We start from the raw sequence: 13,672 nt of genomic DNA, 5'->3' as shown, positions 1-13,672 counted from the left end.
AACGAATCTAACGGAAACGGAAGCATATGACTGATATCGTAGTCCCTCAGCTCGGTGAGAGCGTGACGGAGGCCACTGTTGGCCAATGGCTCAAGAAAGCTGGCGACAAGGTCTCCAAGGATGAGGTTCTGGTCGAGCTCGAAACCGACAAGGTTTCAGTTGAGGTTGCCGCAACGGCAGATGGCACGCTGAGCGAGATCGTCGCCAATGAAGGCGACACGGTCGAGATCGGCGCGGTGCTTGGCCGCCTCGGTAGCGGCAGCGGCGAAGCGCCTGCCAAGGAAGAAAGCGCGCCTGCGGAAGCAAATTCCGAAAGCGCTGAGCAGCCGAAAGAGGAAGCGCCAAAGCAGGAAGCAAGTGCGCCTTCTGGCGGCGGCGACCTGACCGATGTGACCGTTCCGCCAATGGGCGAAAGCGTCACCGAAGGCACGCTGGGCGAGTTCCTGAAAAAGGTCGGCGACAAGGTCTCCAAGGATGAGACGATTGCCGAGATCGAGACCGACAAGGTCGCGCTGGAAGTGCCGGCAACGGCGGATGGCACGATTGCGGAGCTGCTCGTCTCGCCGGGTGATACGGTCACGCCAGGCTCTGTCATCGCACGCATTTCGGGCGGTGCAGGTGGTAGCGCAGCGGCGTCTTCATCGAAGTCTTCGGGCGGCACTGTTGCCAAGGAAGCGCGTGTCACAGAAGGCGCCGCCACCAGCCAGACCCCTGCAGAAACCGGCCAGTCGGCTTCTGGTCAGGAAGACCGTCCGGTCTCTCCATCGGTGCGCCGCGTCGCAGCCGAAGGCGGTGTGAACCCGCAGGACATTCCAGGCTCTGGCCGCGATGGCCGCGCCACCAAGGCGGATGCGATCGACTTCGTGAACAAGGCCGCGCAGGCACCAAAGGCAGAGAGCAAGCGGCAGGCCGCCTCAGCCCAGCGTGAGATTGGCCCACGCGAGGAGCGGGTGAAGATGACCCGTCTTCGCCAGACCATCGCCCGCCGCCTGAAAGAGGCGCAGGACACCGCCGCCATGCTGACGACATTCAACGATGTCGACATGAGCGCGGTGATGGACCTTCGTTCACGCTACAAGGACGCTTTCCTTGAGAAGCATGATGTGAAGCTCGGCTTCATGGGCTTCTTCGTGAAGGCCTGCGTCAACGCGCTGAAAGAGATCCCGGCCGTGAACGCCGAGATCGACGGCACGGACATCATCTACAAGAACTTCTATGACCTCGGCATCGCGGTCGGCACCGATCGCGGCCTCGTCGTGCCGGTCGTTCGTGATTGTGATGAGCTGTCGCTGGCAGGCGTCGAGAAAGAGATCGGCAATCTTGGCCGCAAGGCCCGCGATGGCGAGCTTTCCATCAATGACATGCAGGGCGGCACTTTTACCATCACGAATGGCGGCGTCTATGGCTCGCTGATGTCGACGCCGATCCTGAACCCGCCGCAGTCCGGCGTGCTCGGCATGCACCGCATCGAGCAGCGCCCGGTCGCCGTGAACGGCAAGATCGAGCTGCGTCCGATGATGTATCTCGCGCTCTCCTATGACCACCGCATCGTCGACGGCAAGGAGGCTGTGACCTTCCTCGTCCGCGTCAAGGAAGCGCTGGAAGATCCAGAACGCATGCTGCTGGACGTCTAGGCGTCCGATTGCAGGAAGACTTTGAAGAGCGCCCGGTCAGGAATGGCCGGGCGTTTTTGTTGGGTATGGGAGGCCCCCTTTGGCCCGCATGCGCGGGCCACTTCCCCCGCACGCGGGGGAAGAAGAACCAACGCTAGTGTACCGCCATCTTCCCCCGTTCACGGGGGAGGTGCCCGGCAGGGCGGAGGGGGCGACCTAACGCCGAATTCCCATTTCCCAGGCGGTGTCGTCGCCGCCGCCTTTCCAGGCGGCGTAGGCGACGGCGCCTTCGAGGTCTGCGGCGTCCATCAGGGTGCGGGGCCAGTCGCTTTCCTCGATCATGTCGACATGGATGGGGTGCACGCCCCAAAGGAGTTGGGCGCGGCGCAGGCGTGCATCGTCTGACGAGCCGTAGAGAATGAAATAGCGCCCGCGATGCTTGGCGAACTGGGCGAGGCGTCGGGCCGACCCGGTACGAAGCGCGAGCGCCTTGGCCTTCACCGCAAAGGCCAGCGACTGGGCAGCGCGCGCGACGATGTCGATGACGCGCTCATCATCGCGGTCGCCCATGAACTGTTTGAGGGAGTCGCGATAGTCGGGGGCAGCTTCCGTCGCCCTGATGATCCGGTCCATGATGGCGACGGCGGTGGGCGGATGGCGGCCGATTGCGGTCTCGGCAGACAGCATGACCGCGTCGACGCCCTGATAGATGGCCGTGGCGACATCGCCTGTCTCAGCGCGCGTGGGGGCAGCATTCTCGATCATCGATTCCAGCATCTGCGTTGCGACGATGACGGGGCGGCCCACCTCACGTGCTTCGCGCACGATGCGCCGCTGGATGATGGGGACCTGTTCGAGCGGGAATTCGACGCCGAGGTCGCCGCGCGCGATCATCACCCCGTCAGACGCGCGGATGATCGCATCGAGGTCTGACACGGCACCGGGCTTTTCGATCTTGGCGATGAGCGGGGCGCGCGCGCCGATCGCGGCTTTGGCGTCTTTCACGTCCTCCACGGACTGCACGAAGCTGAGCGCAACGAGATCGACGCCAAGGTCGAGCGCAAAGGCGAGGTCTGCGCGGTCCTTGCCGGTCATGGATTTGAGCGGCAGCGTCTTGCCCCGCACGGTGAAGCCTTTTCGGTCCGACAGGGTGGCATGAAAGGCCGGCGTAACGCGCATTGTGTCGCCAGCCTCGCTGACGGTGAGGCGGACCTTGCCGTCATCGCAGAGGATTTCGTCGCCTTCTTCAAGCGACGACAGGATTTCGGGATGCGGCACGGGGATCGTGTCCGGCGCGCTGGTGCTCTCATCGGCGGTCAGCGTGTAGGTCTTGCCATAGGCGAGCTTGATTTCGCCGCCCTCAAAAGTGCCGACGCGTATCTTGGGGCCCTGCAGGTCTGCGAGGATGGCGAGCGGGCGGCCCATAGCCTTTTCAGCAGAGCGGACGGCATTGAAGACGGCAGCATGGGTTTCATGTGCGCCATGGCTGAAATTCAGGCGGAAGATGTCTGCGCCCGCTTCGGCGAGGAGGCGTATGGCGTCGGGGCTCGCGCTTTTCGGGCCAATCGTGGCGAGGATCTTGGCGTTGCGGCCACGCAGGCGAGGTGAGGTCATTGGGGCTTCCTGCTGGCGCGGCGGGGCCGCAATTGAACCTTTTGCCAATCTGGCGCGACTATCCATTCAGAACAAGGCAGACAGACGCAGGCATGACCCGGGACACAGGACGCATATTCGATGAGCTTCTGCTCATCTCGGCACGTGCTGGCGACCGAAGGGCTGGAGAGCGTTTGGCCGCGCGTTGGCAGCCGCGGCTTCTGCGTACCGCAAGACGCTTGCTGCGCGATGAGGATGAGGCGGTTGAGGCAGTCCAGAATGCCTGGGCGGCGATCTGCCGGGGCTGGTTCACGCTGCAAGACCCGGCGCGGTTTCCGGCATGGGCCTTCACCATCCTGCACCGCAAATGCGCAGACCGCATCAGGGGCAACCAGACCGACCGGGCGCGCCATGCAGAGCTGACGCCTGATGCTGGCGCCGTAGCAAGGGGCGCCTCGGAAGATGGGCTCGCCATTCGGCAGGCGATGGACGGCCTCAGCGACGACCACCGCGCCGCTGCTGTCCTGTTCTTTGGCGAGGGGATGACCCTCATCGAGGTCGCAGAGATTACGGGCGTGCCGGTGGGCACGGCCAAATCGAGGATTTTTCACGCACGCCGCCAGATGAAGGCGGCTTTGGAAGGAGATGAAGAATGACCGGTATTGATGAGAAGATCCGCCGAGGCATGAGCGAGGATGACCGGGCCTTCCTGGCAACGCTCGATGCAGAGCCGGGCCTGTTCCAGCAGATGGGAGCCGCCTTTGCAGGGACGATGAAGGCGTGGACGGTGTTTGCTTTCCTGCTCTCGCTGGTCTTTTTCGGATTGGCGATCTGGTCAGCCTTTGCCGTGTTTGCCAGCGAAACGCCTGTCGAAGCGATTGGCTGGGCAGGGGTGGGGCTGGCAGGCTTTATGGCGACCGGGTTTGTGAAGATCTGGTTCTGGCTGCGCATGAACCATCTGACGCTGCTGCGCGAAATGAAGATTATCGAGTTGCGGCTGGAGAGCCTGAACGCGAATTAAGGAAAGCCGCGGAACAGGTCTGCGGGGCAGCCGTTTTTACCGGGTCACAAGCAGAATGCTGAAAGGACCTGCCATGAAACGCACATTTCTGACTGCTACCGCCGCTATCGCGCTTATGACGGCGCCTGCCATCGCGCAAGCAGCCGACGCGGACATCGAAACTCAGACCGAAGCCGAGATCACGACGGACATCCCTGATGTCGAGATCGAGAGCGATGTAACCGCTGATGCGCCGCTGGAGGCGGAAACGCCGACCGACACGACCCCAAGCTGGGATGGTGACGCAGAACTCGACACGCAGACCTATATCGATGACGGAATGGGCGGCGAATACTATGAGAGCGAAGAGGATGCGATTGCAGACTCTGACCTTGAAACCGGTGCTGACGTAGAGGTGGAAACACCGGGCGCAGATGTGGACGTCGATGTCGAAACCGAGACTGAGTACAATGATGAGGCTGAAGCAAAGCTGCAGATGAACGATCAGTACGGCGCGGTCGAGACGTATGACGAGACCAAGACTGCAGACGCATCGACCGATTTAACTGATGGTGAGCTTGCAGCGCTGAACGACGAGAAGTCTGCCCAGATGGCAGCGACAACCGATACCGAGATGGGTGTCGGTGGTCCTGAAGCCACCGACGAGGCAGATGCCGCAGCCCGCTATGGCGACATCAACGAGGTTGCCAATCCGGACGTCGATGTCGATGGCCTGACCGAGTATGAAGAAGAGCAGATCGAGAAAGCCGGTGAAGACGCCGCGCAAGATATCGACAAGCTCGAGAAGGACAGCACCAAGTACTAGGACGCTGACCCCGACATGAAATCAGCCCCGCAGTGTGAAAGCTGCGGGGCTTTTTTGTGCACGGCGTGTGGGCTTTCTACGCCTCGAGTTCGACGTCCCAGTAGAGATAGTCCATCCAGGTCTCATGCAGATGGTTGGGCGGGAAGCGCCGGCCGATTTCCTGCAGCTGGTAATTGGTCGGGCGGACGGGTTTGCGGTGCGGGACCATGCCGGCGTCATTGGGCATCCGGCCACCCTTTTTGAGGTTACAGGGCGAGCAGGCCGCGACGATGTTTGTCCAGCTGGTGCGCCCACCGCGCGAACGCGGCACGACGTGGTCAAAGGTGAGCTCATCGGGCGCGCCGCAATAAGCGCACTGGAAGCCGTCACGCAGGAAGACATTGAAGCGGGTGAAGGCGGGCGAGCGGTCCTGACGCACGAATTCGCGGAGCGCGATGACGGAAGGCAGGCGCATCTCAAAGCTCGGGCTGCGCACGACGGTGTCGTATTCGGCGATGATGTCGACGCGGTCGAGGAAGACGGCCTTTACGACGTCCTGCCAGGGCCACAGCGAGAGCGGATAGTAGGAAAGGGGCCTGAAATCGGCGTTCAAAACGAGAGCGGGCCGCCCATTTGGCGGATTAGTCAGGACCTCAGGCATTGCAGCCTCCTTCCTGTCCCTCTGTGCGGCTGACGAGAATGTCAGTGAACGCGCGCCTCCATCGGTTTTATCGAGATCATTACTGATTCCCTAATACGAGTTTATGACAGTTTACGGGTTTGGCTAGCGCATCTGCGCGTTTTCGTTCGTAACTGTAGTGCGTGCTGCAGATCAGGCATCGTTGCCACCGCTTGCTGAATAGGCTTTTGCGCGTTCCGCATTGATCCAGCCCCAGAGAAGATGGGCGGCGACCCCGCGCCATGGCCGCCATGCTTCGGCGAGCTCTGTGAAAGCCTTTGAGGCATAGCGCTCTTCATGGCCGCTGAGCTGGCGATAGGCTTCCATCAGGCCGACATCGGCGATGGGAAAGGCGTCGAGCCGGCCGCAATAGAGTAGGAAGAGGTCTGCGGTCCATGGGCCGATGCCCTTGACGGCGAGAAGCTCGGCGCGGGCGGCCTCGATCTGTGCATGGTAGACGCGGGTGAGGTCGAGCGCGCCCGTATCGACGGCGGTCGCGATGGATTTGAGGTGGCCGATCTTGGGCCGTGACAGGCCGCAGCTTCTCAGCGTGTCCTCGCTGGCGCCAAGGACCGAGGCGGGGGTGACCTCTCCAAGTTCTGCTTCAACGCGGCCCCAGATCGTGGCGGCCGCCTTGGTCGTGATCTGCTGGAAGGCGATCATGCGGGCGATGGTGTGGTAACCGGGCGGGCTGTAGCGCCAGTCGGGCAGGCCGGTGACCGCGAAGGCGGCGGCGAAGGCCGGGTCGCAGGCCATAAGCTCATCGCAGGCCTGCTGCAGTGTCTCTTGCGATGGTTTCGACATGGTGCGCTCCGCGGTTCAGGACAGGGGATCAGCCTATCGCAAGACTCTATGGCCTGCGAGCGGCGGCGCGCCGGTCATCGGTAAATCTTTGACCGTCTGCGGCTCTGCGCGTATTCTGTCGGGCGAAAAGATAATGGAGGAAACAGCATGGCAGACGGACACGGCGCGGGCGGACAGGCCCAATTTCGCGAAATGATGGAAGGCACGAAGGAAGACTGGGAGATCATCTCTGAGCATTCGCGTATCTTCAACAAGGGGCTCGCGAAGCGCGTTCTCGACCACCTTCGCCTGTTGGACGGCGATTTTGGCGGCTTCCCGGTGGATCGGCTGGAGCATTCGCTGCAGACGGCGACGCGCGCGCACCGCGATGGCCGTGACGAGGAATATGTCGTTTGCGCCCTGCTGCACGATATCGGCGACACGCTGGGAAGCATGAACCACCCGGACGTGGCGGCTGCGATCCTCAAACCTTTCGTGTCAGAGGAAAACCTCTGGATGGTCGCCAATCATGGCGTCTTCCAGGGCTATTATTTCTTCGAGCATCTCGGTCTCGACAGGAATATGCGCGACCAGTTCAAGGATAATCCGCACTTCCAGCGCTGCGCCGAGTTCTGCCACAAATACGATCAGAAGGCGTTCGATCCTGAGTATCAAAGCGAGCCGCTGGAGTTCTTCGAGCCGATGGTGGAGCGCGTCTTCTCCAAGCCGAAGAATTCGATCTATCTGCGCAAGAAGGAAGAGGCGTCGGCCTAGGGGCTGCGCTGGCCCCACCCCGACCCTCCCCGGGAACGGGGAGGGGGCGATAAACTCAAGCGTTGCACCCCCTCCCCCTTGGGGAGGGTCGGGGTGGGGCGCTTTAGTTTACTGCCAGATCAGCGCGCGTGCGGCCCTGCGCTGCTAGGCCCTCGTCCAGCAATGCGTCTGAGGCCGTTTCCAGTTCCACCTTCAGCCGGGCAAACATGTCCTTGCGATCAAGGCCGGCAGGGATCGGGGGCAGGGCTTCATAGATGACGAGACCCGGCTTGCGGACCATGCCGCGCGGTTTCCAGCAAAGCCCGGAATTGGTCGCGAGTGGGACGATCGGCACGTCTAGCTGATTGTAGAGGGCGGTAATCCCGGCAGATTTATAATCCAGGGTCGCGCCTGCGGGCTGGCGGGTGCCTTCCGGATAGATGAGCACCTGGCGGCCTTGTTCGGTACGGGCCTTTGCCTCGCGCAGCATCTTTTTCAGCGTCTTTGTTGTGCCGGCCCGGTCGATGGGAATCATCTTCGTCTTGAGGGCATACCAGCCGAGCGCGGGGTACCAGAGCAGTTCGCGCTTCAGGATGATGGCCGGGTCAGAGAAGAGGATGAATGGGATGAAGACGTCCAGCATGGCCTGATGCTTACCGGCGATGAGGACAGGGCCCTGCGGGATGTGTTCGTGTCCGCGCAGCTCAACCCTGATGCCGCAGAGGAGACGGAGGCCGACGCGGATGTATTGGGCGTAGAACCGGATGGCGGCCACAGCGAATTTGCGCGGCAGGAGCAGGGTCGGCAGGCAGGTGATGCCGATGACGGCCATGCCGCCATATAACCAGATAACGAACAGGAATGAGCGCACAGCGTTCAAAGTGAACTCCTCAGCGAGCGGCCAACGGTGATCCGCGCAGCGATACGGGCTGCAAGCGCGCCAGCAATGGGCGAGACGGCAAGAATCATGAGGCCCCACTGGTCGAGCGAAAGCTTGGGCAGGAGCTCACTCGGCGCGTTGGAGCTTTGCGCGGAGAAGACGATGATGGCGGTGACGGCGAGGGCCGCGACAGAGCCTGCCGCCCCGGCTTTCAGACCCAGCAGCCAGAAGCGGCGCTCAAACAGGCGCGCGATAAAGCGATCTTCTGCGCCTGCCAGATGCAGCACATCGACAATATCCTTACGCGCCAGCAGGGCCGCGTGGGTGGCGAAGGCAATGACGGATATGGCGGTCATGGTGAGAAGGAGCACGGTGCCGATCGCGGCAATGCGCAGTGTGCCGAGGGCTTTGCGAACTTCGGCGGCATAGGCCGAATGTGTGTCGGCGCGGCCATTGATGCCGGCTTCGGCGAGCGCGGCGTCGATTTCGGCAGCGAGCGCTGTCGTGTCGCCCTCGGCGTTGACCGCGATGAGCAGCGGCAGCGGGATGCCATCGGGGATGCCACCGGGGCCAAAGCTCGGGGAGAGGAGCTCATCGAGTTCTTCATCGGTGAGGACATGCGCACGTTCTACACCGGGCAACTCCTCAATCAGGCTCGCAGCCGCTTCGGCGCCGCGCCTGTCTGTGTCGCTGACAAGGACGGTCATCTCGCCCTCGACCTGCGCGGTCCAGGCTTCGGCGGCGGTATAGGTGCCGCGGGCTACGAGGGTCGCGAGCACGGCGAGAAAGCAGAGGGCCGCGACCACGAAAAAGAGGGCCGCCTCGCGCGCATCGCTTTCGGGCAGGAGGGGGTTCATCTTGATGTTCATACTTGCTCGTAGGAGCTGTCTGCAAAGAGCAGCCCGTCCTGCAGCTTGAGCACCGGCGCCTTGAACTCACGGATGATGTGCATGTCGTGCGTGGCGATGATGACAGTCGTATTGAGGCGGCGATTGAGCTCAATAAAGAGGCGGAAGATGCGCCGGGCCATATCCGGATCAACGTTGCCGGTCGGCTCATCCGCGATGAGGATATCCGGCTTGTTGATCAGCGCGCGGGCGATGGCAAGGCGCTGCTGCTCGCCGCCTGAAAGCGCCGGGGGGAAGGCGTGCATGCGTTCGCCGAGGCCGACCCAGCGCACAAGATCGACGACTTCGTCGCGGTAGTCCTCAGGCTTTTCGCCGCTGACCCGCAAAGGCAGGGCGACATTCTCGAAGGCGGTGAGGTGGTCGAGCAGGCGAAAATCCTGAAAGACGACACCGATGCGGCGGCGAAGCGCCGAGAGCTGGTTGCGGGACATGTCGGCGGTGCGCTGGCCGAACAGGCGCACTTCGCCGGATGTTGGCGCATGGGCGAGGTAGAGCAGCTTCAGAAGGGATGATTTGCCTGCGCCTGACGGGCCGGTCAGGAAGGTGAACGTCCCCGGTTTCAGCCGGATATCGATATCGGTGAGGATATCGTCAGCCGTGTCGTAGCGAAGGCTGACGCCGTTCAGCTCAACAGCCGGTTCACTGGCAAGAGGCGCGCCCGCCTGGGTCATCAGCTTCCTTTCGAATCCGCAGCGGTCCAATCGACTATTTCAGAGAATTGCGCGAAACTCCAAGCCATGATTCTCACCTGTCCGAACTGCGAGACCCAGTATTTCGCGCACGACTCCACGATTGGTGAGGCCGGGCGCACGGTGAAGTGCGCCGCGTGCGATCATAGCTGGTTTGTCGGTCAGGGCGAGGGTCAGGCAGCTGCTGCGGGCCGCGGTGCGCATGAGGCATATCGCAAGCGGGTGCGTGACCGCAAAGCGCGGGCGAGCCGGATGGCGGCGATCGTGTCCTGGGCCGTCGCGGCCTGTTTTCTCGTCGGCATTCTGGGCGGGGCTGTCCTGATGCGCAGCCGGGTGGTGGAAGCCTGGCCGCAGAGCGCATCTGCGTTCAGCGCGCTCGGCCTTAAGGTGAACCGGTTCGGTGTCGAGTTTGCCTCAGAGGATGCCGAGCGCTTCCTCGATGGGACTCTGCCTGTGCTGGAGATTAGCGGCGAGGTCCGCAACTTCACCAAACGCCCCAGGCGCGCGCCGCTTGTCGAGGTGCGCCTGCTGGACGATGGCGGCGTGCATATCGCCACTTATTACGCGCAGGTCGCGCAGGGTGAGATCGCGGCCGGACAGACGGCAGGCTTTTCCAAGCGGATCGAGAACCCGCCATTTGAAGCTTTCCAGCTGGAACTCGGCCTTGTCGATGAGGGTGAGGCTGGGCTTGAAAGCGAGCAGGCAAACGTCACACCAGACCTCGGCGGAAATCCATGAGCCAGAACACTCCTGAAATCGATGTCGTCCTGAAAGAGGACGAGCTGATGGCTATGGTCGACAGGCTGGCTGATACGCTTGCACCCCGCCTCCAGGGTGACTGGACGGCGATCAATATCCTGATCGGCGCGACGCCGTTTACGAGTGACCTGATGAAGGCGCTGGCGCGGCGTCATATCCATCCGATGCTCGATGCCCTGTGGCTGGAAAGCTACCGCGATGCGCGCGAAAGCTCTGGCCGGGTAAATGTGCGCGCGGACATTACGCGCCCTGTGACAGGCCGCGGCGTCCTGCTGATCGATGATGTGTTCGATACGGGCCGCACGCTGGCCTTTGCCCGCCAGCATCTGATGACCAAGGGCGCGCGCGAGGTGATCACTGTGGCGCTTGCCCGCAAGCCGTCAGCGCCGAGCGGGGCGGATGATGTCGATTACCACGCCTTCGAAGCGCCCGAGCGGTTTCTCGTCGGCTATGGCATGGACGATAAGGGGCTCTATCGCGGGCTACCTTTTGTCGGCGCCCTCGACTGATCACATGACGGGCTGAGGCTCTGCCGCCGGGGCCGTGTCCGGCAATTTGCGATCCAGCCATTCAAGCATGTCGGCGACGACCTTGTCGGTGCCCGGCTCATCCACGATCCAGTGTGCGTGCTGGGCGTATTCGATATAGTCGCCCGGAACGCCTGCACCCTTATACTTCTGGCCGACGCGGCGGACCGCCTTGATCGGGGTTGCGCGGTCCTTGCCCGCGCCGATGGTCAGCGTCGGGATGGTGACGGTCTTCTCGTCGATCGGGGAAGGCTCTGTCAGGTCGCGGTAGACCTTGCCTGAATCAAAGCGGGCCTGCGCATAGATCTCATCGTGGCGGCTCTTGGGGACCTCGTTCATCACGCCCCATTTGAAGCCGAACTTGCCAACCTTGTAGCTGTTCTCCGGGACGTTCTTTTTGCCTGCCTTCAGGATGCTCCAGAAGGTGATCATCAGGCGCAGATCCTGCACCTGGCAGTCCGGGGTCTGGGCTGGCGTCAGGAAGATGGCGGCAGAGGCGTCGCCGCGCGCGGCAAGGTTCTGCGCGATGAGGCCGCCCATGGAGTGGCCCATGATGACAGGCTTTGCGCCGGTCTCGCCCTCAATCTCGCGCGCCTTGGCGGACATTGCCTCGATATAGTCGGTGAGGGTGAGGTCTTTCAGGCTGTCTGGCGGATTGTCGATCGTGCGCTGGTCTTCGAACAGGGTCGGGGCCTCGACGCGCCATCCAGCCGCTTCGAAGGCGCGCTGCATCGGGCCCCAGGCTTCGCCGCCGCACCCGACGCCGTGGATCATCAGTATCGTCCGGCTCATGGCGTTTCTCCTGCTTTTGTCTCAAGGGCAAAATTCTCACCCGCCCAGGGGCGGAAGCGTTCAGCGACGGCCTGATAGACAGGGCGTTTGAACGGCACGATGGCTGCGGGCGCTTCGCTGAGGCGGGCCCATCGCCATGCGTCGAATTCAGGTGTGTGGCGGTCGAGGCGGATGTCGCTGTCAGAGCCCTTGAAGCGCAGGGCAAACCATTTCTGGCGCTGGCCGATAAAGGCGCCCGGCATGCGGCGGCGCACTTCGGCCGGAAATTCATAGAACAGCCAGTCAGAGGTTTCCTCGAGCACGTCGACAAGCTTGTCGGAGACGCCGATTTCTTCTTCGAGCTCTCGCAGGGCCGCGTCGTGGGCCGTTTCCCCTTCGTCGATGCCGCCCTGCGGCATCTGCCACTGGAACGCGCCGCGCCCGTTTATACGGCGGCCAAGGAAGATGTAGCCGGTCGCCGAGAACAGGACGAGGCCGACATTTGGGCGATAGAGCGAGGGATCAGGTGTCTGGATGGTCACCCAGTCGTATCTACAGCGTCCATGTCTGCTTGCCCACCCGCCTGTTGGTCGATGGACGCAGTTTCGCGGCCTGCCGTGACAGATGGCCTTGTGTGCGTTGCCGCTGATGCGGGCGCGAGCACGATGCCCTTGGCGGAAAGGCTGTCGGTCCAGGCTTTCAGAATGTCGATGGTGACCGGATAGGCGAAGCCGGAGCCGACGGCAGAGCCCTTGTCGATGGCCAGCGTTTCCAGCTCCAGCAGGCGTTCCTGAATGTCTCCGCCATGCGGCTGGGTATCGATAGGGAAGTTGGCTCGGCGGAAGCGGAGTGGCGCGTCCGTCGCGACGGTGTCCATGGCAGAGCGGGGGAGGCTGCCATCCTCAACGAAGGCAAGACCACGGGCGGCTGTCAGGCGGGCAAGGTGAGAGACGCTTTCCGGGCTGCGCAGGAAGCGGCCGCCCTGATAGTTGGTAAGGCCGAAATAGCCACTCGCAGATGCCATCAACGCGCTGAGGCGAGACTCGATCTGCGCTTCCTGCATGGTGGTGGTCAGGCTTTGCGGATGGGCCGGGCCAGAGGACAACTCATAGGCTTCAAGCGGGACTTCCAGCAGCACTTCGTGGCCAGCGGCGCGGGCCTGATCGATCCAGCCCTGAAGGTCGCGGGTGCCCGGCGCGAAGGACAGCGTCACTTCCGGCGGAAGCTCATCAATGGCCGAGCGGGTATGGGTGCGGTTGATACCGAGCCCACCGAGAATGATGGAGACGGTCGGGCGCCCCTCAGTGTTGGCGAAGGGGCGGGCGTAAACGCCAGCAGGCGTGCGGCCATCATCGGAAATCTTTGGGAGCGTGCCGACAGGGGTGCGTTCAGACACGGCGGCAACCGGCGCGCGCGGCAGAGCGAGCGTGCTGCGCGATTCCTGCCAGGACTGGCCAGAAGAGACGCTGATGCCATTGATGCGGACTTCCTGACGCTCAGGAATTTCATCGCTTTGCGCGGCAACGCGTACGACGCGAGAAACGCCATCGACATAGTCAACGCCAAGATCAGGTGTCCCCGCCTCACCGCGGGCGATCATCGCATCGGTGACGAAGGGCGGTGCGCCGTCTTCTTCATTGAAGGACGGGGCTGCGATCTGCCTCGTGGGCGCGTTGGAGGAGGCGAGCCGCGTCTTCAGCTGCGGGGTCGTGATGGTCGGCGCTTCGGTTTCGAAGAGGGCGATCTGGCGGACGGGGCTGGACGTGTCGTCGCTGCCCCAGACATGGATGCCGCCTGCCATGGCCGTCAGCGCAAGACCGACAGTGGCAAAGCTCAAAACCGAATGCTTGATAGCACTACGCAGCGGCGATGGCTCACGGGGTGCCTTTGCGGCCATGTATAGTCTCTCCGG

General features: G+C 62.8%; 16 protein-coding genes. 7 read left to right on the top strand and 9 right to left on the bottom strand.

What is annotated here, in order from left to right; translation table 11 throughout:
* Positions 1-26 precede the first annotated feature (26 nt).
* Complete coding sequence (odhB, locus tag KUV46_05545; protein QYJ01856.1) at positions 27-1,634, top strand: 2-oxoglutarate dehydrogenase complex dihydrolipoyllysine-residue succinyltransferase; 1,608 nt, start codon at positions 27-29, stop codon at positions 1,632-1,634.
* A 195-nt stretch (positions 1,635-1,829) separates the two neighbouring features.
* On the opposite strand, the gene pyk is transcribed toward odhB, so the two are convergent.
* A complete protein-coding gene (pyk, locus tag KUV46_05540) occupies positions 1,830-3,227 on the bottom strand; it encodes a pyruvate kinase (protein QYJ01855.1) in 1,398 nt (465 codons plus the stop codon).
* Between the two features lie 92 nt (positions 3,228-3,319).
* On the opposite strand from pyk, the gene KUV46_05535 reads away from it, so the two are divergent.
* The 3 genes from KUV46_05535 (at position 3,320) to KUV46_05525 (ending at position 5,032) form a co-directional block, all read left to right on the top strand.
* Positions 3,320-3,862, top strand: a complete 543-nt coding sequence (locus KUV46_05535; GenBank protein QYJ01854.1) for an RNA polymerase sigma factor — start codon at positions 3,320-3,322, stop codon at positions 3,860-3,862.
* Positions 3,859-4,227 (top strand): hypothetical protein, encoded by a 369-nt coding sequence (locus tag KUV46_05530; protein ID QYJ01853.1) that lies wholly within the window; start codon positions 3,859-3,861, stop codon positions 4,225-4,227. Before KUV46_05535 ends, KUV46_05530 begins: the two co-directional genes overlap by 4 nt.
* 73 nt (positions 4,228-4,300) lie before the next feature.
* Positions 4,301-5,032, top strand: a complete 732-nt coding sequence (locus tag KUV46_05525; protein QYJ01852.1) for a hypothetical protein — start codon at positions 4,301-4,303, stop codon at positions 5,030-5,032.
* Between the two features lie 76 nt (positions 5,033-5,108).
* On the opposite strand, the gene KUV46_05520 is transcribed toward KUV46_05525, so the two are convergent.
* Together KUV46_05520 and KUV46_05515 are read right to left on the bottom strand one after the other, a co-directional pair.
* Positions 5,109-5,672, bottom strand: coding sequence for an HNH endonuclease (locus tag KUV46_05520; GenBank protein QYJ01851.1), 564 nt, complete (start codon positions 5,670-5,672; stop codon positions 5,109-5,111).
* Between the two features lie 171 nt (positions 5,673-5,843).
* The gene (locus KUV46_05515) at positions 5,844-6,494 is read right to left on the bottom strand and encodes a DNA-3-methyladenine glycosylase 2 family protein (protein QYJ01850.1); all 651 of its coding nucleotides are present in this window, start codon (positions 6,492-6,494) and stop codon (positions 5,844-5,846) included.
* A gap of 192 nt (positions 6,495-6,686) precedes the next feature.
* Here KUV46_05515 and KUV46_05510 point away from each other — a divergent pair, with 192 nt between their 5' ends.
* Positions 6,687-7,247 (top strand): HD domain-containing protein, encoded by a 561-nt coding sequence (locus tag KUV46_05510; GenBank protein ID QYJ02356.1) that lies wholly within the window; start codon positions 6,687-6,689, stop codon positions 7,245-7,247.
* A 103-nt stretch (positions 7,248-7,350) separates the two neighbouring features.
* On the opposite strand, the gene KUV46_05505 is transcribed toward KUV46_05510, so the two are convergent.
* The 3 genes from KUV46_05505 to ftsE are packed head-to-tail and all read right to left on the bottom strand — an operon-like array spanning position 7,351 to position 9,685.
* On the bottom strand, positions 7,351-8,106 hold the full coding sequence (locus KUV46_05505; protein ID QYJ01849.1) for a 1-acyl-sn-glycerol-3-phosphate acyltransferase: 756 nt from the start codon (positions 8,104-8,106) through the stop codon (positions 7,351-7,353).
* Positions 8,103-8,975: a hypothetical protein gene (locus KUV46_05500; protein ID QYJ01848.1), complete on the bottom strand. Its 873-nt coding sequence runs from the start codon at positions 8,973-8,975 to the stop codon at positions 8,103-8,105. The genes KUV46_05505 and KUV46_05500 overlap by 4 nt, the downstream gene beginning before the upstream one ends.
* A complete protein-coding gene (gene ftsE / locus KUV46_05495; GenBank protein ID QYJ01847.1) occupies positions 8,972-9,685 on the bottom strand; it encodes a cell division ATP-binding protein FtsE in 714 nt (237 codons plus the stop codon). The genes KUV46_05500 and ftsE overlap by 4 nt, the downstream gene beginning before the upstream one ends.
* A gap of 66 nt (positions 9,686-9,751) precedes the next feature.
* Between ftsE and KUV46_05490 the strand changes: the two genes are divergently transcribed.
* Positions 9,752-10,441 carry a DUF3426 domain-containing protein gene (locus KUV46_05490; GenBank protein QYJ02355.1) on the top strand — a complete coding sequence of 230 codons (690 nt, stop codon included), beginning with the start codon at positions 9,752-9,754 and terminating at the stop codon, positions 10,439-10,441.
* The gene (locus tag KUV46_05485; protein QYJ01846.1) at positions 10,438-10,971 is read left to right on the top strand and encodes a hypothetical protein; all 534 of its coding nucleotides are present in this window, start codon (positions 10,438-10,440) and stop codon (positions 10,969-10,971) included. The genes KUV46_05490 and KUV46_05485 overlap by 4 nt, the downstream gene beginning before the upstream one ends.
* On the opposite strand, the gene KUV46_05480 is transcribed toward KUV46_05485, so the two are convergent.
* From KUV46_05480 to KUV46_05470, 3 genes are read right to left on the bottom strand one after another with little or no spacing between them, the layout of a single operon-like run.
* Entirely contained in the window at positions 10,972-11,781 is an 810-nt protein-coding gene (locus KUV46_05480) for an alpha/beta fold hydrolase (protein QYJ01845.1), read from the bottom strand.
* Entirely contained in the window at positions 11,778-12,302 is a 525-nt protein-coding gene (locus KUV46_05475) for an RNA pyrophosphohydrolase (GenBank protein ID QYJ01844.1), read from the bottom strand. The genes KUV46_05480 and KUV46_05475 overlap by 4 nt, the downstream gene beginning before the upstream one ends.
* Positions 12,299-13,657: a divergent polysaccharide deacetylase family protein gene (locus KUV46_05470; GenBank protein QYJ01843.1), complete on the bottom strand. Its 1,359-nt coding sequence runs from the start codon at positions 13,655-13,657 to the stop codon at positions 12,299-12,301. Before KUV46_05470 ends, KUV46_05475 begins: the two co-directional genes overlap by 4 nt.
* Positions 13,658-13,672: the final 15 nt, after the last annotated feature.

This window comes from Thalassovita mediterranea (assembly GCA_019448215.1).
GTDB lineage: Bacteria > Pseudomonadota > Alphaproteobacteria > Caulobacterales > Hyphomonadaceae > Henriciella.
Note: the sequence above shows the minus strand (reverse complement) of the source record. Positions and strands in the feature narration are given on the sequence as shown.